Origin of the sequence: Pseudomonas sp. SGAir0191, assembly GCF_002812565.2 — a bacterium.
GTDB lineage: Bacteria > Pseudomonadota > Gammaproteobacteria > Pseudomonadales > Pseudomonadaceae > Aquipseudomonas > Aquipseudomonas parafulva_B.
On the sequence record NZ_CP025035.2, the window covers coordinates 145,449 to 169,538 of the forward strand.

At 59.1% G+C, this 24,090-nt stretch carries 1 protein-coding gene (cut by a window edge); it reads left to right on the top strand.

Annotated features, from left to right (window positions below; translation table 11 throughout):
* A protein-coding gene (locus CWR53_RS00685; protein ID WP_258313186.1) for an immunoglobulin-like domain-containing protein crosses the window boundary here: on the top strand, nucleotides 1-24,090 show its 5' portion. Its footprint extends 3,075 nt past the window's final position; the window shows 24,090 of its 27,165 coding nt (coding positions 1-24,090); it begins with the start codon at nucleotides 1-3; the stop codon falls past the right edge of the window.

Consider the following 24,090-nt stretch of genomic DNA (forward strand, 5'->3'; position numbering starts at 1 on the left):
ATGAGCAGCGTTGTAGCCATCGTCAAAAGTATTGTCGGCCAGGTTATTGCGGTATCCCCTGAAGGCATCAGGCGTGTGCTCATAGAAGGCGATCGACTTCTTGCAGGTGAACAGGTCCTTACCGGTCCGGGTGGCGCGGTAACGCTGGAGTTGGCAGACGGCCGGTTGCTTGACCTTGGTCGTGATACCCAGTGGAGCGCAGACACGCCTGACAGCAGTACTGACTTGGGCCAGGCCGCTGTCCAGGCAGCGCCGTCGGTCGAGGAATTGCAACAAGCGATCGCTGCAGGCGCTGACCCGACCACCGATCTTGAAGCCACGGCTGCCGGGCCGACCGCTGCGGGCGGCGGTGCGGCAGGTGGCGGCCACAGTTTCGTCATGCTGGAGGAAACGGCCGGCAGCGTTGATCCCACGATTGGCTTCCCTACAGAAGGCCTTGGTTTTGCCGCAGCGGCCGCCCCCGTGGAGGTAGCTGGAACCACTGCTGACAATCGCGTCACCGCGCCGACAACCAGTACTACGGTTGCCACCACCCTTGTGGTCGGGGCCACGCCATCGATCAGCGAAGCGGGTGGCGTCATTGTCTATACCGCTACGGTTGGCCAGGCACCGAGCAGCGACCTTCTCATTACCCTGGCCAATGGCTCTGTGATCGTCATTCCGGCCGGGCAGACCACTGGCAGTGTCAATGTCGTGATCCCGCCGAATGACACGCCCTACATTGATGGTGGGCAAATTTCGACCACGGTTACCGGTACCAGCGGGGGGAGTGGCATTTCAGTAACTCCACCTCAAGGGCCGTTGGTTACTGAAATTACAGATACCATCGATGTCACCACTGCAACGTTGACCGCCACTCCCTCGGTCACCGAAGGCGGTGTGATCACGTACACCGTGACATTGACCAACCCGGCCCAGACGCCGGTTACCGTAACCCTGTCCAACGGCCAGGTCATCACTGTTGAGGCAGGCAAGACCCAGGGCAGCATCGACTTCCAGACCCCGGCGAATGACGTCTACAACAACGGTTCCACCGTTAGCGTGACCATCGACAGCGCCACGGGCGGTAACTTCGAACAGCTGACCCCGAACCCAGCGGCTGCCGTTACTACGATCAATGATTCGATCGACACCACCACTGCCACGCTGACGGCTTCGCCGAGCGTTATTGAAGGCGGCGTGATCACGTACACCGTGACCCTGACCAACCCGGCTCAGACTCCAGTCACCGTGACCCTGTCCAATGGTCAGGTCATCACCGTTGAAGCAGGCAAGACTCAGGGCAGTATCGATTTCCAGACCCCGGCCAACGATGTCTACAACAACGGCTCGACCGTTAGTGTGACCATCGACAGCGCTACGGGGGGTAACTTCGAACAGCTGACGCCTAACCCGACGCCAGCTGTAACGACGATCAATGATTCGATCGACACGACCACTGCCACGCTGACGGCTTCGCCGAGCGTCACCGAAGGCGGTGTCATTACCTACACCGTTACCCTGACCAACCCGGCTCAGACTCCGGTCACCGTGACCCTGTCCAATGGCCAGGTCATCACCGTTGAAGCAGGCAAGACCCAGGGCAGCATCGATTTCCAGACCCCGGCCAACGACGTCTACAACAACGGCTCGACCGTTAGTGTGACCATCGACAGCGCCACGGGCGGTAATTTCGAACAGCTGACCCCGAACCCAGCGGCTGCCGTTACTACGATCAATGATTCGATCGATACGACCACTGCCACGCTGACGGCTTCGCCGAGTGTCACCGAAGGCGGCGTCATCACCTACACCGTGACCCTGACCAACCCGGCTCAGACGCCGGTGACCGTGACCCTGTCCAACGGCCAGGTCATCACTGTTGAGGCAGGCAAGACCCAGGGCAGCATCGACTTCCAGACTCCGGCCAACGATGTCTACAACAACGGCTCGACCGTTAGTGTGACCATCGACAGCGCTACGGGGGGTAACTTCGAACAGCTGACGCCTAACCCGACGCCAGCGGTTACCGCGATCAACGATTCGATCGATATCACTACCGCGACCTTGACCGCGAGTCCTTCGGTCACCGAAGGCGGTGTCATCACTTACACCGTGACCCTGACCAACCCGGCCCAGACGCCGGTGACCGTGACCCTGTCCAACGGCCAGGTCATCACTGTTGAGGCAGGCAAGACCCAGGGCAGCATCGACTTCCAGACTCCGGCCAACGATGTTTACAACAACGGCTCGACCGTTAGTGTGACCATCGACAGCGCTACAGGGGGTAACTTCGAGCAGCTGACGCCTAATCCGACGCCAGCCGTAACGACGATCAACGACTCGATCGACACGACCACTGCCACGCTGACGGCTTCGCCAAGCGTCACCGAAGGCGGCGTCATCACCTACACCGTGACCCTGACCAACCCGGCCCAGACCCCGGTGACCGTGACTCTGTCCAACGGTCAGGTCATCACCGTTGAAGCAGGGAAGACGCAGGGCAGCATCGACTTCCAAACCCCGGCGAACGACGTCTACAACAACGGCTCGACCGTTAGTGTGACTATCGACAGCGCCACAGGCGGTAACTTCGAGCAGCTGACCCCGAATCCAGCGGCTGCGGTTACCACGATCAATGACTCGATCGAGACCACCACTGCCACGCTGACGGCTTCTCCAAGCGTTACTGAAGGCGGCGTGATCACCTACACCGTGACCCTGACCAATCCGGCTCAGACTCCGGTTACCGTGACCCTGTCCAACGGCCAGGTCATCACCGTTGAAGCAGGCAAGACTCAAGGCAGCATCGACTTCCAAACCCTGGCGAACGACGTTTACAACAATGGCTCGACCGTTAGTGTGACGATCGACAGCGCCACGGGCGGTAACTTCGAGCAGCTGACGCCCAACCCGACGCCAGCTGTAACGACGATCAATGATTCGATCGACACCACTACCGCGACCCTGACCGCGAGTCCCTCGGTCACCGAAGGCGGCGTCATCACCTACACCGTGACTCTGACCAATCCGGCGCAGACTCCGGTTACCGTGACCCTGTCCAACGGCCAGGTCATCACCGTTGAAGCAGGCAAGACTCAAGGCAGCATCGACTTCCAGACCCCGGCGAACGACGTCTACAACAACGGTTCCACCGTTAGCGTGACCATCGACAGCGCCACGGGCGGTAATTTCGAACAGCTGACGCCTAATCCGACGCCAGCGGTAACTACGATCAACGACTCGATCGACACTACCACTGCCACGCTGACGGCTTCGCCAAGCGTCACTGAAGGCGGCGTGATCACCTACACCGTAACGCTGACCAACCCGGCTCAGACTCCGGTCACCGTGACCTTGTCCAACGGCCAGGTCATCACTGTTGAAGCTGGCAAGACTCAGGGCAGCATCGACTTCCAAACCCCGGCCAACGACGTCTACAACAACGGCTCGACCGTTAGCGTGACTATCGACAGCGCCACAGGCGGCAACTTCGAACAGCTGACCCCGAATCCAGCGGCTGCAGTTACCACAATCAACGACTCGATCGACAACACCACTGCCACGCTGACCGCTTCGCCGAGCGTCACTGAAGGCGGCGTCATCACCTACACCGTGACCTTGACCAACCCGGCTCAGACTCCGGTCACCGTGACCCTGTCCAATGGTCAGGTCATCACCGTTGAAGCAGGCAAGACTCAAGGCAGCATCGACTTCCAGACCCCGGCGAACGACGTCTATAACAACAACGGTGCCCCCGTTAGCGTGACCATCGACAGCGCCACGGGCGGTAACTTCGAACAGCTGACGCCAAACCCGACGCCAGCGGTAACGACGATCAACGACTCGATCGACACCACCACTGCCACGCTGACGGCTTCGCCGAGCGTCACCGAAGGCGGCGTGATCACCTACACCGTGACCCTGACCAACCCGGCTCAGACTCCGGTTACCGTGACCCTGTCCAACGGACAGGTCATCACCGTTGAAGCAGGCAAGACTCAAGGCAGCATCGATTTCCAGACCCCGGCCAACGATGTCTACAACAACGGCTCGACCGTTAGTGTGACCATCGACAGCGCCACGGGCGGCAACTTCGAGCAGCTAACGCCTAACCCGACGCCAGCTGTAACGACGATCAATGATTCGATCGACACGACCACTGCCACGCTGACGGCTTCGCCGAGCGTCACCGAAGGCGGTGTCATTACCTACACCGTTACCCTGACCAACCCGGCTCAGACTCCGGTCACCGTGACCCTGTCCAATGGTCAGGTCATCACCGTTGAAGCAGGCAAGACCCAGGGCAGCATCGACTTCCAAACCCCGGCTAACGACGTCTACAACAACGGCTCGACCGTTAGCGTGACTATCGACAGCGCCACGGGCGGCAACTTCGAGCAGCTGACGCCTAACCCGACGCCAGCGGTAACTACGATCAACGACTCGATCGACACTACCACTGCCACGCTGACGGCTTCGCCAAGCGTCACTGAAGGCGGCGTGATCACCTACACCGTAACGCTGACCAACCCGGCTCAGACTCCGGTTACCGTGACCCTGTCCAACGGACAGGTCATCACCGTTGAAGCAGGCAAGACTCAAGGCAGCATCGATTTCCAGACCCCGGCCAACGATGTCTACAACAACGGCTCGACCGTTAGTGTGACCATCGACAGCGCCACGGGCGGCAACTTCGAGCAGCTAACGCCTAACCCGACGCCAGCTGTAACGACGATCAATGATTCGATCGACACGACCACTGCCACGCTGACGGCTTCGCCGAGCGTCACCGAAGGCGGTGTCATTACCTACACCGTTACCCTGACCAACCCGGCTCAGACTCCGGTCACCGTGACCCTGTCCAATGGTCAGGTCATCACCGTTGAAGCAGGCAAGACCCAGGGCAGCATCGACTTCCAAACCCCGGCTAACGACGTCTACAACAACGGCTCGACCGTTAGCGTGACTATCGACAGCGCCACGGGCGGCAACTTCGAGCAGCTGACGCCTAACCCGACGCCAGCGGTAACTACGATCAACGACTCGATCGACACTACCACTGCCACGCTGACGGCTTCGCCAAGCGTCACTGAAGGCGGCGTGATCACCTACACCGTAACGCTGACCAACCCGGCTCAAACCCCAGTTACCGTGACCCTGTCCAACGGCCAAGTCATCACTGTTGAAGCTGGCAAGACTCAGGGCAGCATCGACTTCCAAACCCCGGCCAACGACGTCTACAACAACGGCTCGACCGTTAGCGTGACTATCGACAGCGCCACAGGCGGCAACTTCGAGCAGTTGACCCCGAATCCAGCGGCTGCCGTTACTACGATCAATGATTCGATCGACACCACTACCGCGACCTTGACCGCGAGTCCTTCGGTCACCGAAGGCGGCGTCATCACCTACACCGTGACCCTGACCAACCCGGCTCAGACGCCGGTGACCGTGACCCTGTCCAACGGACAGGTCATCACCGTTGAAGCAGGCAAGACTCAAGGCAGCATCGACTTCCAAACCCCGGCCAACGACGTTTACAACAACGGTTCCACTGTTAGCGTGACCATCGACAGCGCCACAGGCGGCAACTTCGAGCAGCTAACGCCTAACCCGACGCCAGCTGTAACGACGATCAATGATTCGATCGACACCACTACTGCGACCCTGACGGCGAGTCCTTCGGTCACCGAAGGCGGTGTCATCACCTACACCGTTACCCTGACCAACCCGGCTCAGACTCCGGTCACCGTAACCCTGTCCAATGGTCAGGTCATCACCGTTGAAGCAGGGAAGACGCAGGGCAGCATCGACTTCCAAACCCCGGCCAACGATGTTTACAACAACGGCTCGACCGTTAGCGTGACCATCGACAGCGCTACGGGGGGTAACTTCGAGCAGCTGACGCCGAATCCAGCGGCTGCGGTTACCACGATCAATGATTCGATTGATACGACCACCGCAACTCTGACCGCTTCTCCAAGCGTCACCGAAGGCGGCGTCATCACCTATACCGTGACTTTGACCAACCCGGCCCAGACGCCGGTGACCGTGACCCTGTCCAACGGCCAGGTCATCACTGTTGAGGCAGGCAAGACCCAGGGCAGCATCGACTTCCAGACTCCGGCCAACGATGTTTACAACAACGGCTCGACCGTTAGTGTGACCATCGACAGCGCTACGGGGGGTAACTTCGAGCAGCTGACGCCTAACCCGACGCCAGCGGTTACCGCGATCAACGATTCGATCGATATCACTACCGCGACCCTGAGCGCGAGTCCTTCGGTCACCGAAGGCGGTGTCATCACCTACACCGTTACCCTGACCAACCCGGCTCAGACTCCGGTCACCGTGACCCTGTCCAACGGCCAGGTCATCACTGTTGAGGCAGGCAAGACCCAGGGCAGCATCGATTTCCAGACTCCGGCCAACGATGTTTACAACAACGGCTCGACCGTTAGTGTGACCATCGACAGCGCTACGGGGGGTAACTTCGAGCAGCTGACGCCGAATCCAGCGGCTGCGGTTACCACGATCAATGATTCGATCAACACCACTACCGCGACCTTGACCGCGAGTCCTTCGGTCACCGAAGGCGGTGTCATCACTTACACCGTGACCCTGACCAACCCGGCCCAGACGCCGGTGACCGTGACCCTGTCCAACGGCCAGGTCATCACCGTTGAAGCGGGCAAGACTCAAGGCAGCATCGATTTCCAGACCCCGGCCAACGACGTTTACAACAACGGTTCCACCGTTAGTGTGACCATCGACAGCGCTACGGGCGGTAACTTCGAACAGCTGACTCCAAATCCAGCGGCTGCCGTTACTACGATTAATGACTCGATCGACACCACCACTGCCACGCTGACGGCTTCGCCAAGCGTGACCGAAGGTGGCGTGATCACTTACACCGTCACGCTGACCAACCCGGCTCAAACCCCGGTGACCGTGACCCTGTCTAACGGCCAGGTCATCACCGTTGAAGCGGGCAAGACTCAAGGCAGCATCGATTTCCAGGCCCCGGTCAACGACGTTTACAACAACGGTTCCACCGTTAGTGTGACCATCGACAGCGCCACGGGTGGCAACTTCGAGCAGCTGACGCCTAATCCGACGCCAGCGGTAACTACGATCAACGACTCGATCGACACTACCACTGCCACGCTGACGGCTTCGCCGAGCGTCACTGAAGGCGGCGTCATTACCTACACCGTTACCCTGACCAACCCGGCTCAGACTCCGGTCACCGTGACCCTGTCCAATGGTCAGGTCATCACCGTTGAAGCTGGTAAGACTCAGGGCAGCATCGACTTCCAAACTCCGGCGAACGACGTCTACAACAACGGCTCGACCGTTAGCGTGACCATCGACAGCGCCACGGGTGGTAATTTCGAACAGCTGACGCCTAATCCGACGCCAGCGGTAACTACGATCAACGACTCGATCGACACCACCACTGCCACGCTGACGGCTTCGCCAAGCGTCACTGAAGGCGGCGTGATCACCTACACCGTAACGCTGACCAACCCGGCTCAGACTCCGGTCACCGTGACCCTGTCCAACGGCCAGGTCATCACCGTTGAAGCGGGCAAGACTCAAGGCAGCATCGATTTCCAGACCCCGGCAAACGACGTCTACAACAACGGTTCCACCGTTAGTGTGACCATCGACAGCGCTACGGGCGGTAATTTCGAACAGCTGACGCCTAATCCGACGCCAGCGGTAACTACGATCAACGACTCGATCGACACCACCACTGCCACGCTGACGGCTTCGCCAAGCGTCACTGAAGGCGGCGTGATCACCTACACCGTAACGCTGACCAACCCGGCTCAGACTCCGGTCACCGTGACCCTGTCCAACGGCCAGGTCATCACTGTTGAAGCTGGCAAGACTCAGGGCAGCATCGACTTCCAAACCCCGGCCAACGACGTCTACAACAACGGCTCGACCGTTAGCGTGACTATCGACAGCGCCACAGGCGGCAACTTCGAACAGCTGACCCCGAATCCAGCGGCTGCAGTTACCACAATCAACGACTCGATCGACAACACCACTGCCACGCTGACCGCTTCGCCGAGCGTCACTGAAGGCGGCGTCATCACCTACACCGTGACCTTGACCAACCCGGCTCAGACTCCGGTCACCGTGACCCTGTCCAATGGTCAGGTCATCACCGTTGAAGCAGGCAAGACTCAAGGCAGCATCGACTTCCAGACCCCGGCGAACGACGTCTATAACAACAACGGTGCCCCCGTTAGCGTGACCATCGACAGCGCCACGGGCGGTAACTTCGAGCAGCTGACGCCTAACCCGACGCCAGCCGTAACGACGATCAACGACTCGATCGACACCACCACTGCCACGCTGACGGCTTCGCCGAGCGTGACCGAAGGCGGCGTAATCACTTACACCGTGACGCTGACCAACCCGGCCCAGACTCCGGTAACTGTGACCTTGTCCAACGGCCAAGTCATCACCGTTGAGGCAGGCAAGACCCAGGGCAGCATCGATTTCCAGACCCCGGCGAATGACGTCTACAACAACGGTTCTACCGTTAGTGTGACCATCGATAGCGCCACGGGCGGTAACTTCGAGCAACTGACGCCTAGTCCGACGCCTGCCGTAACGACGATCAATGATTCTATCGACACCACCACTGCCACGCTGACCGCGAGTCCTTCGGTCACCGAAGGCGGCGTCATCACCTACACCGTGACCCTGACCAACCCGGCCCAGACCCCGGTGACCGTGACTCTGTCCAACGGTCAGGTCATCACTGTTGAAGCAGGCAAGACCCAGGGCAGCATCGACTTCCAAACCCCGGCGAACGACGTCTACAACAACGGCTCGACCGTTAGCGTGACCATCGACAGCGCCACGGGTGGTAACTTCGAGCAGCTGACGCCTAACCCGACGCCAGCCGTAACGACGATTAATGATTCAATCGACACCACTACCGCGACCCTAACCGCTTCGCCGAGCGTCACCGAAGGCGGTGTGATCACCTACACCGTAACGCTGACCAACCCGGCTCAAACCCCGGTGACCGTGACCCTGTCCAACGGCCAGGCCATCACCGTTGAAGCAGGCAAGACCCAGGGCAGCATCGACTTCCAGACCCCGGCCAACGACGTTTACAACAACGGTTCCACCGTTAGCGTGACCATCGACAGCGCCACCGGCGGCAACTTTGAAAAACTGACCGCAAACCCCACGCCAGCCTCCACGGTCATCAACGACAGTATCGACACTGTCACCGTTAGCATCGTCAGTAACGGCAATGTGACCGAAGATCAGCAGCCGTCCTTCACGGTCAAAGTCAGTCAAGCCTTGGACCGTCCGCTCACTGTCACATTGTCGAATGGTGACAAAGTCACCATCGAGGCTGGAAAGACTGAGGTCGAGTACAAGCTCGCCGCACAAGGCGACGATGTCATCAAGGATCCAGGCTCCGTCACGCTAGGTGTGACCGACGCTAGCGTCCCGGGCGCCACGTTCGAGAACCTAGTCATCGGTGGCCCGGCAACAGTTGAAATTTCCGACACCATCAGCGAAGTCATCGCAACCCTTACGGCGGACAAGACGACTGTTACAGAGGGTGGCCAAGTTACCTACACCGTAACCCTGAGCAACGCTCAAGGCTTGCCTGTCACTCAACATGGAGCACTGACTTTCACGCTGACTGACGGGACGAAAGTCACCATTCCAGCCAATAGCGTCGCTGGCAGCACTACTATTGCCGTTGGCGATGATGTGTATATGGGTGGCCAGCCTGCTCTGGTGAACAAGCTAGAGTCGGTTTCGGGTGGAGATAACTTCGAGAAGTTGACGCTGGGCAATGAGGTTGTAACCACTACCGTAACTGACGAGCCAGGTTCGGGTACCCCGGGCACGGGTAACCAAGGCGATCTGGTGCTGGTCACTATTACCGCTGACCAGAACTCCGTTGCTGAGAACGTCAAGCCGACGTTCACTGTTCAGATCAACAAGGCCTTGGCCAACGACTTGGTCGTTACCCTGAGCAACAATGCGCAGGTCACCATCAAAGCCGGCCAGACTGCTGTTTCCTACGAGCATGCCGCTCAAGGCGACGACGTCTACAAAGACTCGGGCGAAATCAGCCTGGGCATCAAGTCGGCAGCTGATGCTGGCGGTCGCACGTTCGAAAACCTGCAACTGGGTAACGATGCTTCGGTCAAAGTCACCGATACCATCGACGAAGTTGTGGCCAAGCTCACTGCGACTACTTCGGTTGCCGAAGGCGGCGAGATCACCTACACCGTGACGCTGACCAACAAAGACGGTCTGCCGATCAACAATCACGCTGAGTTGTACTTCCACCTGAAAGACGGCACCACCGTCGTGGTCCCTGCCAACAGCACCGTAGGTTCGGCCACCGCTACTGCGCCGGACAACGTATATGTGGGCACGAACCCTGCCGTCGTGAACTCGATCGAATCGGTCAGCGGTGCGGATGCCTGGAAGTTCGAGCAACTGACGCTGGATAAAACCCAGGTCAGCACCGAAGTTACCGACGAGCCAGGCTCGGGTACTCCGGGCACGGGTAACCAAGGCGATCTGGTGCTGGTCACTATTACCGCTGACCAGAACTCCGTTGCTGAGAACGTCAAGCCGACGTTCACCATTCAGATCAACAAAGCCCTGGCCAACGACCTGGTCGTGACCCTGAGCAACAATGCTCAAGTCACCATCAAAGCCGGCCAGACTGCTGTTTCCTACGAGCATGCTGCTCAAGGCGACGACGTCTACAAAGACTCGGGCGAAATCAGCCTGGGCATCAAGTCGGCAGCTGATGCTGGCGGTCGCACCTTCGAGAACCTGCAACTGGGCAACGATGCTTCGGTCAAAGTCACCGATACCATCGACGAAGTTGTGGCCAAGCTCACCGCTTCGACTTCGGTCGCCGAAGGCGGCGAGATAACCTACACCGTGACGCTGACCAACAAAGACGGTCTGCCGATCAACAACCACGCTGAGTTGTACTTCCACCTGAAAGACGGCACCACCGTCGTGGTCCCTGCCAACAGCACCGTAGGTTCGGCCACCGCTACCGCGCCAGATAACGTTTATGTGGGCACGAACCCTGCGGTCGTGAACTCGATCGAATCGGTCAGCGGTGCGGATGCCTGGAAGTTCGAGCAACTGACGCTGGATAAAACCCAGGTCAGCACCGAAGTTACCGACGAGCCAGGCTCGGGTACTCCGGGCACGGGTAACCAAGGCGATTTGGTGCTGGTCACTATTACCGCTGACCAAAACTCCGTAGCTGAGAACGTCAAGCCGACGTTCACTGTTCAGATCAACAAGGCTCTGGCCAATGACTTGGTTGTGACCCTGAGCAACAACGCTCAAGTCACCATCAAAGCCGGCCAGACTGCTGTTTCCTACGAGCATGCTGCTCAAGGCGACGACGTCTACAAAGACTCGGGCGAAATCAGCCTGGGCATCAAGTCGGCAGCTGATGCTGGCGGTCGCACCTTCGAGAACCTGCAACTGGGCAACGATGCTTCGGTCAAAGTCACCGATACCATCGACGAAGTTGTGGCCAAGCTCACCGCTTCGACTTCGGTCGCCGAAGGCGGCGAGATAACCTACACCGTGACGCTGACCAACAAAGACGGTCTGCCGATCAACAACCACGCTGAGCTGTACTTCCACCTGAAAGACGGCACCACCGTCGTGGTTCCTGCCAACAGCACCGTAGGTTCGGCCACTGCTACTGCGCCGGACAACGTTTATGTGGGTACGAACCCTGCCGTCGTGAACTCGATCGAATCGGTCAGCGGTGCGGATGCCTGGAAGTTCGAGCAACTGACGCTGGATAAAACCCAAGTCAGCACCGAAGTTACCGACGAGCCAGGTTCGGGCACCCCAGGCACGGGTAACCAAGGCGACTTGGTGTTGGTCACCATTACGGCTGACCAGACCTCCGTTGCCGAGAACGTCAAACCAACGTTCACCGTTCAGATCAACAAAGCCCTGGCCAACGACCTGGTCGTGACCCTGAGCAATAACGCTCAAGTCACCATCAAAGCCGGCCAGACCGCTGTTTCCTACGAGCACGCAGCGCAGGGCGACGACGTCTACAAAGACTCGGGCGAAATCAGCCTGGGCATCAAGTCGGCAGCAGACGCTGGCGGCCGCACCTTCGAAAATCTGCAGCTGGGCGGCGATGCCTCGGTGAAAGTCACCGATACCATCGACGAAGTCGTGGCCAAGTTGACTGCCACTGACTCGGTTACCGAAGGCGGTCAGATCACCTACACCGTGACCCTGACAAACAAAGATGGCCTGCCGATCGACAAGCATGGCGCGCTGACCTTCACACTGGACGACGGCAAGACTGTCATCACCATCCCGGCGAACAGCACTACCGGTTCGGTCACTGTGACCGCCCCTGACAACGACTACGTCGGTGCCAACGATCCGGTTGTGAAATCGATCGCCTCCGTCACTGGCGCAGATGTTGGCAAGTTCGAGCAACTGACGCTGGACAAGACTCCAGTCAGCACCCAAGTTACCGATGAGCCGGGTTCGGGTACTCCTGGCACTGGCAACCAAGGCGACCAGGTGCTGGTCACCATCACCGCTGACCAGACATCTGTTGCTGAAAACGTCAAGCCAACGTTCACCGTTCAGATCAACAAAGCCCTGGCCAACGACCTGGTCGTGACCCTGAGCAATAACGCTCAAGTCACCATCAAAGCCGGCCAGACCGCTGTTTCCTACGAGCACGCAGCGCAGGGCGACGACGTTTACAAAGACTCGGGCGAAATCAGCCTGGGCATCAAGTCGGCAGCCGACGCTGGCGGCCGTACCTTCGAAAACCTGCAGCTGGGTAACGATGCCTCGGTCAAAGTGACCGATACCATCGACGAAGTTGTAGCCAAGCTCACCGCCACCGATTCGGTCACCGAAGGTGGTCAGATCACCTACACCGTGACCCTGACCAACAAAGATGGCTTGCCAATCGACAAGCATGGCGCGCTGACCTTCACGCTGGACGACGGCAAGACCGTCATCACCATCCCAGCCAACGGCACTACCGGTTCGGTAACCGTTACAGCGCCAGACAACGACTATGTCGGTGCTAACGATCCGGTCGTGAAATCGATCGCCTCTGTTGCTGGCGCTGATGTTGGCAAGTTCGAGCAACTGACTCTGGACAAGACGCCAGTCAGCACTCAAGTTATCGACGAGCCAGGTTCGGGCACTCCGGGCACTGGCAACCAGGGCGACCAAGTTCTGGTCACCATTGCGGCGGATCAGACTTCTGTTGCTGAAAACGTCAAGCCGACGTTCACCGTTCAGATCAACAAAGCACTGGCCAACGACTTGGTCGTGACCCTGAGTAACAATGAAAAGGTCACCATCAAAGCCGGCGAAACCAGCGCTCAGTACACCCACGCGGCACAAGGTGACGACGTCTACAAAGACTCGGGCGAAATCAGCTTGGGTATCAAGTCGGCAGCCGACGCTGGCGGTCGCACGTTCGAAAATCTGCAGCTGGGCGGCGAGGCCTCGGTGAAAGTCACCGATACCATCGACGAAGTCGTGGCCAAGCTGACTGCTACTGACTCGGTTACCGAAGGTGGCCAGATCACTTACACCGTGACTCTGACCAACAAAGACGGCTTGCCAATCGACAAGCATGGCGCGCTGACCTTTACGCTGGACGATGGCAAAACTGTCATCACCATCCCAGCCAATGGCACAACCGGTTCGGTCACTGTGACCGCGCCAGACAACGACTATGTCGGTGCTAACGATCCGGTCGTTAAATCGATCGCCAGTGTTGCTGGTGCGGACGTTGGTAAGTTTGAGCAACTAACGCTCGACAAGACGCCAGTCAGCACTCAAGTTATCGACGAGCCAGGTTCGGGCACTCCGGGCACTGGCAACCAGGGCGACCAAGTTCTGGTCACCATCACTGCCGACCAAACTTCTGTTGCCGAGAACGTCAAACCAACGTTTACCGTGCAGATCAACAAAGCCCTGGCTAACGACCTGGTCGTGACCCTGAGCAACAACGCTCAGGTCACCATCAAAGCCGGCCAGACCGCTGTTTCCTACGAGCACGCGGCGCAAGGCGACGATGTTTATAAAGACTCCGGCGAAATCAGCTTGGGCATCAAGTCGGCAGCCGACGCTGGCGGTCGCACGTTCGAAAATCTGCAGCTGGGCGGCGATACCTCGGTGAAAGTCACCGATACCATCGACGAAGTCGTGGCCAAGCTGACTGCTACTGACTCGGTTACCGAAGGTGGCCAGATCACTTACACCGTGACTCTGACCAACAAAGACGGCTTGCCAATCGACAAGCATGGCGCGCTGACCTTTACGCTGGACGATGGCAAAACTGTCATCACCATCCCAGCCAATGGCACTACCGGTTCGGTCACTGTGACCGCGCCAGACAACGACTACGTCGGTGCTAACGATCCGGTCGTTAAATCGATCGCCAGTGTTGCTGGTGCGGACGTTGGTAAGTTTGAGCAACTAACGCTCGATAAGACGCCTGTCACCACCCAGGTTACCGACGAGCCAGGCTCGGGTACTCCGGGCACGGGCAACCAGGGCGACCAAGTGCTGGTCACCATCACTGCCGACCAGACTTCTGTTGCCGAGAACGTCAAACCGACGTTCACTGTTCAGATCAACAAAGCCCTGGCCAACGACCTGCTCGTGACCCTGAGTAATAACGCTCAAGTCACCATCAAAGCCGGCCAGACCGCTGTTTCCTACGAGCACGCAGCGCAGGGCGACGACGTTTACAAAGACTCGGGCGAAATCAGCTTGGGCATCAAGTCGGCAGCCGACGCTGGCGGCCGTACCTTCGAAAATCTGCAGCTGGGCGGCGAGGCCTCGGTGAAAGTCACCGATACCATCGACGAAGTCGTGGCCAAGCTCACCGCGACCGACTCGGTCACCGAAGGTGGTCAGATCACCTACACCGTGACCCTGACCAACAAAGATGGCTTGCCGATCGACAAGCATGGTGCGCTGACCTTCACACTGGATGATGGCAAGACTGTCATCACCATCCCGGCGAACAGCACTACCGGTTCGGTCACTGTAACCGCGCCAGACAACGACTATGTCGGTGCTAACGATCCGGTCGTTAAATCGATCGCCTCTGTTGCTGGCGCTGATGTTGGCAAGTTCGAGCAACTGACTCTGGACAAGACGCCAGTCAGCACACAAGTTATCGACGAGCCAGGTTCGGGCACTCCGGGCACTGGCAATCAGGGCGACCAAGTTCTGGTCACCATTGCGGCGGATCAGACTTCTGTTGCTGAAAACGTCAAGCCGACGTTCACCGTTCAGATCAACAAAGCACTGGCCAACGACTTGGTCGTGACCCTGAGTAACAATGAAAAGGTCACCATCAAGGCCGGCGAAACCAGCGCTCAGTACACCCACGCGGCACAAGGTGACGACGTCTACAAAGACTCGGGCGAAATCAGCTTGGGTATCAAGTCGGCAGCCGACGCTGGCGGCCGCACGTTCGAAAATCTGCAGCTGGGCGGCGAGGCCTCGGTGAAAGTCACCGATACCATCGACGAAGTCGTGGCCAAGCTGACTGCTACTGACTCGGTTACCGAAGGTGGCCAGATCACTTACACCGTGACTCTGACCAACAAAGACGGCTTGCCAATCGACAAGCATGGCGCGCTGACCTTTACGCTGGACGATGGCAAAACTGTCATCACCATCCCAGCCAATGGCACTACCGGTTCGGTCACTGTGACCGCGCCAGACAACGACTACGTCGGTGCTAACGATCCGGTCGTTAAATCGATCGCCAGTGTTGCTGGTGCGGACGTTGGTAAGTTTGAGCAACTAACGCTCGATAAGACGCCTGTCACCACCCAGGTTACCGACGAGCCAGGCTCGGGTACTCCGGGCACGGGCAACCAGGGCGACCAAGTTCTGGTCACCATCACTGCCGACCAGACTTCTGTTGCCGAGAACGTCAAACCAACGTTCACCGTGCAGATCAACAAAGCGCTGGCCAACGACCTGGTCGTGACCCTGAGCAATAACGCTCAAGTCACCATCAAAGCCGGCCAGACCGCTGTTTCCTACGAACACGCGGCGCAGGGCGACGACGTTTACAAAGACTCGGGCGAAATCAGCCTGGGCATCAAGTCGGCAGCCGACGCTGGCGGCCGTACCTTCGAAAACCTGCAGCTGGGTAACGATGCCTCGGTCAAAGTGACCGATACCATCGACGAAGTTGTAGCCAAGCTCACCGCCACCGATTCGGTCACCGAAGGTGGTCAGATCACCTACACCGTGACCCTGACCAACAAAGATGGCTTGCCAATCGACAAGCATGGCGCGCTGACCTTCACGCTGGATGATGGCAAGACTGTCATCACCATCCCGGCGAACAGCACTACCGGTTCGGTCACTGTGACCGCGCCAGACAACGACTATGTCGGTGCTAACGATCCGGTCGTTAAATCGATCGCCAGTGTTGCTGGTGCGGACGTTGGTAAGTTTGAGCAACTAACGCTCGATAAGACGCCTGTCACCACCCAGGTTACCGACGAGCCAGGCTCGGGTACTCCGGGCACGGGCAACCAGGGCGACCAAGTTCTGGTCACCATCACTGCCGACCAGACTTCTGTTGCCGAGAACGTCAAACCAACGTTTACCGTGCAGATCAACAAAGCGCTGGCCAACGACCTGGTCGTGACCCTGAGCAATAACGCTCAAGTCACCATCAAAGCCGGCCAGACCGCTGTTTCCTACGAACACGCGGCGCAAGGCGACGACGTTTATAAAGACTCCGGCGAAATCAGCCTGGGCATCAAGTCGGCAGCCGACGCTGGCGGTCGCACGTTCGAAAATCTGCAGTTGGGCGGCGAGGCCTCGGTGAAAGTCACCGATACCATCGACGAAGTCGTGGCCAAGCTGACTGCTACTGACTCGGTCACCGAAGGTGGTCAGATCACCTACACTGTGACCCTGACCAACAAAGACGGATTGCCAATCGACAAGCATGGTGCGCTGACCTTCACACTGGATGATGGCAAGACTGTCATCACCATCCCGGCGAACAGCACTACCGGTTCGGTCACTGTAACCGCGCCAGACAACGACTATGTCGGTGCTAACGATCCGGTCGTTAAATCGATCGCCTCTGTTGCTGGCGCTGATGTTGGCAAGTTCGAGCAACTGACTCTGGACAAGACGCCAGTCAGCACACAAGTTATCGACGAGCCAGGTTCGGGCACTCCGGGCACTGGCAACCAGGGCGACCAAGTTCTGGTCACCATTGCGGCGGATCAGACTTCTGTTGCTGAAAACGTCAAGCCGACGTTCACCGTTCAGATCAACAAAGCACTGGCCAACGACTTGGTCGTGACCCTGAGTAACAATGAAAAGGTCACCATCAAGGCCGGCGAAACCAGCGCTCAGTACACCCACGCGGCACAAGGTGACGACGTCTACAAAGACTCGGGCGAAATCAGCTTGGGTATCAAGTCGGCAGCCGACGCTGGCGGTCGCACCTTCGAAAATCTGCAGCTGGGCGGCGAGGCCTCGGTGAAAGTCACCGATACCATCGACGAAGTCGTGGCCAAGTTGACTGCGACCGATTCCGTAACCGAAGGCGGTCAGATCACCTACACCGTGACCCTGACCAATAAAGATGGCCTGCCAATCGACAAGCATGGCGCGCTGACCTTCACGCTGGACGATGGCAAGACTGTCATCACCATCCCGGCCAACGGCACTACCGGTTCGGTCACTGTGACCGCACCAGACAACGACTATGTCGGTGCCAACGACCCGGTCGTTAAATCGATCGCCAGTGTTGCTGGTGCGGACGTTGGCAAGTTCGAGCAACTGACTCTGGACAAGACTCCGGTCAGCACCGTCGTGACCGACGAACCAGGTTCGGGCACTCCAGGTACAGGCAACCAAGGCGACCAAGTGCTGGTCACCATCACCGCTGACCAGACTTCTGTTGCTGAAAACGTTAAGCCGACGTTCACCGTTCAGATCAACAAAGCCCTGGCTAACGACCTGGTCGTGACCCTGAGCAACAACGCTCAAGTCACCATCAAGGCTGGTCAGACTGCTGTTTCCTACGAGCACGCAGCGCAGGGCGACGACGTCTACAAAGACTCCGGCGAAATCAGCCTGGGCATCAAGTCGGCAGCAGACGCTGGCGGCCGCACGTTCGAAAATCTGCAGTTGGGCAACGATGCCTCGGTCAAAGTGACTGACACCATCGACGAAGTTGTAGCCAAGCTCACTGCAACCGACTCGGTCACTGAAGGCGGTCAGATCACTTACACCGTGACCCTGACCAACAAAGACGGCTTGCCAATCGACAAACACGGGGCGCTGACCTTCACGCTGGACGATGGCAAGACCGTCATCACCATCCCAGCCAATGGCACAACCGGTTCGGTCACTGTGACCGCGCCTGACAACGTCTATGTTGGCGCGAACGATCCGGTCGTTAAATCGATCGCAACTGTTACTGGCGCAGACGTCGGCAAGTTCGAGCAACTAACGCTCGATAAAACACCTGTCAGCACCCAGGTTACCGACGAGCCAGGCTCGGGTACTCCAGGGACTGGCAACCAAGGCGATCTGGTCCACGTGACCATCACCGCCGACCAGACCTCGGTCGCCGAGAACGTCAAGCCGACTTTCACCGTGCACGTGAACACGGCCCTGGCTAACGACCTGGTCGTGACCTTGAGCAACAACGAGAAGGTCACCATCAAGGCCGGCGAAACCAGCGCCCAGTACACCCACGCAGCGCAAGGCGACGACGTTTATAAAGACTCCGGCGAGATCAGCCTGGGCATCAAGTCGGCAGCCGACGCTGGCGGTCGCACCTTCGAAAATCTGCAGCTGGGCGGCGAGGCCTCGGTCAAAGTCACCGATACCATCGACGAAGTTGTGGCCAAGCTCACCGCTTCGACTTCGGTCGCCGAAGGCGGCGAGATTACCTACACCGTGACGCTGACCAACAAAGACGGTCTGCCGATCAACAACCACGCTGAGCTGTACTTCCACCTGAAAGACGGCACCACCGTCGTGGTTCCTGCCAACAGCACCGTAGGTTCGGCCACTGCTACTGCGCCGGACAACGTTTATGTGGGTACGAACCCTGCCGTCGTGAACTCGATCGAATCGGTCAGCGGTGCGGATGCCTGGAAGTTCGAGCAACTGACGCTGGATAAAACCCAAGTCAGCACCGAAGTTACCGACGAGCCAGGTTCGGGCACCCCAGGCACGGGTAACCAAGGCGACTTGGTGTTGGTCACCATTACGGCTGACCAGACCTCCGTTGCCGAGAACGTCAAACCAACGTTCACCGTTCAGATCAACAAAGCCCTGGCCAACGACCTGGTCGTGACCCTGAGCAATAACGCTCAAGTCACCATCAAAGCCGGCCAGACCGCTGTTTCCTACGAGCACGCAGCGCAGGGCGACGACGTCTACAAAGACTCGGGCGAAATCAGCCTGGGCATCAAGTCGGCAGCCGACGCTGGCGGCCGTACCTTCGAAAACCTGCAGCTGGGTAACGATGCCTCGGTCAAAGTGACCGATACCATCGACGAAGTTGTAGCCAAGCTCACCGCCACCGATTCGGTCACCGAAGGTGGTCAGATCACCTACACCGTGACCCTGACCAACAAAGATGGCTTGCCAATCGACAAGCATGGCGCGCTGACCTTCACGCTGGACGACGGCAAGACCGTCATCACCATCCCAGCCAACGGCACTACCGGTTCGGTAACCGTTACAGCGCCAGACAACGACTATGTCGGTGCTAACGATCCGGTCGTGAAATCGATCGCCTCCGTTGCCGGTGCAGACGTTGGCAAGTTTGAACAGCTCACTTTGGACAAAACGCCGGTCACCACCCAGGTTACCGACGAGCCAGGCTCGGGTACTCCAGGCACGGGCAACCAGGGCGACCAAGTTCTGGTCAGCATTACGGCCGACCAGACCTCTGTCGCCGAGAACGTCAAGCCGACGTTCACTGTGCACGTGAATACCGCACTGGCCAATGATCTGGTCGTGACCCTGAGCAACAACGAGAAGGTCACTATCAAGGCCGGCGAAACCAGCGTTCAGTACACCCACGCAGCGCAGGGCGACGACGTTTATAAAGACTCGGGCGAAATTAGCCTGGGCATCAAGTCGGCAGCCGACGCGGGTGGTCGCACCTTCGAGAACTTGCAACTGGGTAACGAGGCGTCGGTCAAAGTCACCGACACCATCGACGAAGTAGTCGCGAAACTGACTGCGACCGACTCCGTGGCCGAAGGCGGTCAGATCACCTACACCGTGACCCTGACCAACAAGGACGGCCTGCCAATCGACAAGCACGGCGCGCTGACCTTCACCCTGGACGATGGCAAAACCATCATCACCATCCCGGCCAATGGTACGACCGGCTCGGTCACCGTCATCGCACCTGACAACGTCTACATCGGCGCCAACGACCCGGTCGTCAAGTCGATCGCGGCGGTCAGCGGTCCGGATGTCTGGAAATTTGAGCAGCTGACCTTGGACAAGACCCCGGTCAGCACCGCAGTCACCGACGAGCCAGGCTCGGGTATGCCAGGCAATGACAACCAGGGTGATCTGGTTCTGGTTAACATCGTGGCCAATCAGGTCTCGGTCAACGAGGCCACGCCACCCCTGTTCACCCTGACCCTGAACCGCGTGCTGGACAAGGATCTCACCGTCACCCTGAGCAACAACGCCACTGTTGTGTTCAAGGCCGGCGAGACCAGCAAGTCCTATGTCGCACCTGCCCAGGGTGATGACGTCTTCAAGGACGAAGGCAAGATCCAGATCGGCATCGTCAAGGCCGAAGTGCCGAATGCTACCTTCGAGAACCTGGTGCTAGGCGCACCTGCATCGGTCGATGTCACCGACACCATCAGCAAAGTCACGGCTGTGCTGGCTGTGGATAACACCTCGGTCGTCGAAGGCGGGAAGATCACCTACACCGTGACCTTGATCAGCGAAGACAGCGACCTGCCGGTGACTGGCCACGGCGGCGTGACCGTTACCTTGACCGGTGGCACCCAGGTGTTCATCGCCGCTGGCTCTGCCACTGGCACCGTCACCATCAATGCGCCAGATGACGTCTACGTCGGCGGCCAACCTGCGGTCACCAAGTCGATTACCGACATCACGGTCGCAGGCGCCAAGCAATTCGAAAACCTGGTAGCGGACAAGTCGCCGGTCACCACCACCGTGCACGACGAACCTGCCGGCCAGGGCGACCTGGTGCAGGTCAATATCGTCGCCAACCAGGTGTCGGTGAACGAAGCCACGGCACCGACCTTCACCCTGAGCCTGAACCGTGCACTGGACAAGGACCTGACCGTCACCCTGAGCAACAACGCTACCGTTGTGTTCAAGGCTGGCGAGATGACCAAGACCTACACCGCCGCTGCGCAGGGCGATGACGTGTTCAAGGACGAAGGCAAGATCGAGGTCGGCATCGTCAAGGCAGAGGTGCCGAACGCCACCTTCGAGAACCTGGTCATTGGCGGCCCGGCTTCGGTCAACGTTACCGACACGATCAGCAAGGTTACTGCGGTACTGGCTGTGGATAACACCACCGTGACCGAAGGCGGCAAGATCACCTACACCGTGACCTTGGTCAGCGAAGACAACAACCTGCCAGTGACCGGCCATGGTGGCGTGACCGTCACCCTGACCGGTGGCACGCAGGTGTTCATCGCCGCCGGGTCTGCCAGCGGTACCGTCAGCATCAACGCACCGGATGACGTATACGTCGGCGGCCAGCCTGCAATCACCAAGGCCATCACGGATATCAGTGTGGCCGGTGACAAGCAGTTCGAGAACCTGGTGGCCAACAAGTCGCCAGTGACCACCACCGTGACTGACGAACCTGCTGGCCAGGGCGACCTGGTGCAGGTGAACATCGTTGCGGATCAAGCGTCGGTCAATGAAGCCACGGCCCCAACCTTCACCCTGAGCCTGAACCGTGCGCTGGACAAGGACCTGACTGTCACCTTGAGCAACAACGCTACCGTTGTGTTCAAGGCTGGCGAGATGACCAAGACCTATACCGCCGCGGCGCAGGGCGACGACGTGTTCAAGGACGAGGGCAAGCTGGAGATCGGCATCGCCAAGGCTGAAGTGCCGAACGCCAAGTTCGAGAACCTGGTGCTGGGCGCCCCTGCCTCGGTCAACATCACCGACACCATCAGCAAGGTCACCGCTGTGCTGGCTGTGGATAACACCACTGTGGCTGAGGGCGGCAAGATCACCTACACCGTGACCTTGCTCAGTGAAGACAACAACCTGCCGGTCATCGGCCATGGTGGCGTGACCGTCACCCTGACCGGCGGCACCCAGGTGTTCATCGCCGCCGGCTCTGCCAGCGGCACCGTCAGCATCAATGCGCCGGACGACGTGTACGTCGGCGGCCAGCCTGCCATCACCAAGGCCATCACGGATATCACCGTCGCCGGTGACAAGCAGTTCGAGAACCTGGTGGCCAGCAAGGCGGCAGTCACGACCACCGTCACCGACGAGCCGGCTGGGCAGGGCGACCTGGTGCAGGTGAACATCGCTGCAGACCAAGTGTCGGTCAACGAAGCCACTGCGCCCACCTTCACCTTGAGCCTGAACCGTGCGCTGGACAAGGACCTGACCGTCACCCTGAGCAACAACGCCACCGTTGTGTTCAAGGCTGGCGAGATGACCAAGACCTACACCGCCGCGGCGCAGGGCGACGACGTGTTCAAGGACGAGGGCAAGCTGGAGATCGGCATCGCCAAGGCTGAAGTGCCGAACGCCAAGTTCGAGAACCTGGTGCTGGGTGCTCCTGCCTCGGTCAACATCACCGACACCATCAGCAAGGTCACCGCTGTGCTGGCTGTGGATAACACCACTGTGGCTGAAGGCGGCAAGATCACCTACACCGTGACCTTGGTCAGTGAAGACAACAACCTGCCGGTGACTGGCCATGGTGGCGTGACCGTCACCCTGACCGGTGGCACTCAGGTGTTCATCGCCGCCGGCTCTGCCAGCGGTACCGTCACCATCAATGCGCCGGATGACGTGTATGTCGGTGGCCAGCCTGCAATCACCAAGGCCATCACTGACCTCACCGTCGCCGGTGACAAGCAGTTCGAGAACCTGGTGGCGAGCAAGAACACGGTCACCACGGCGGTGACCGATGAGCCGACTGGCCAGGGCGACCTGGTACTGGTCAACATCGTGGCCAACCAGGCCTCGGTCAATGAAGCCACGCCGCCTCTGTTCACCCTGACCTTGAACCGCGTGCTGGACAAAGACCTCACCGTCACCCTGAGCAACAACGCCACCGTTGTGTTCAAGGCCGGGGAGACCAGCAAGTCCTACGTCGCGCCAGCTCAGGGCGATGACGTGTTCAAGGACGAGGGCAAGCTGGAGATCGGCATCACCAAGGCCGAAGTACCAAACGCCAAGTTCGAGAACCTGGTGCTGGGCGCGCCTGCCTCGGTCAACATCACTGACACCATCAGCAAGGTCACTGCTGTGCTGGCTGTGGATAACACTACCGTCGTCGAGGGTGGCAAGATCACCTACACCGTGACGCTGGTCAGTGAAGACACCAGCCTGCCTGTGACAGGCCACGGCGGCGTGACCGTGACCCTGACCGGTGGCACGCAAGTGTTCATTGCCGCGGGTTCTGCAAGCGGTACGGTCAGCATCAATGCGCCGGATGACGTGTACGTCGGTGGCCAGCCTGCCATCACCAAGGCCATCACCGACATCAGCGTTGCCGGTGACAAGCAGTTCGAGAGCCTGGTGGGCAGCAAGACTGCCGTGACCACGACCGTGACCGACGAGCCGAGCGGCCAGGGCGACGTGACCACCGTCGGTATCAGTGGCACCACCTCGCTCACCGAAGGCGAGACGGCGCACTACACCCTGACGTTGAGCAACCCGTCCCAGTCCGAAGTCACTGTGACCCTCAGCTACTCGGGCACGGCCAAGAACGGCGAAGACTTCACGGGTGTCACCACCGTGAAGATCCCGGCCAACAGCTCCGGCGTGACCTTCGAT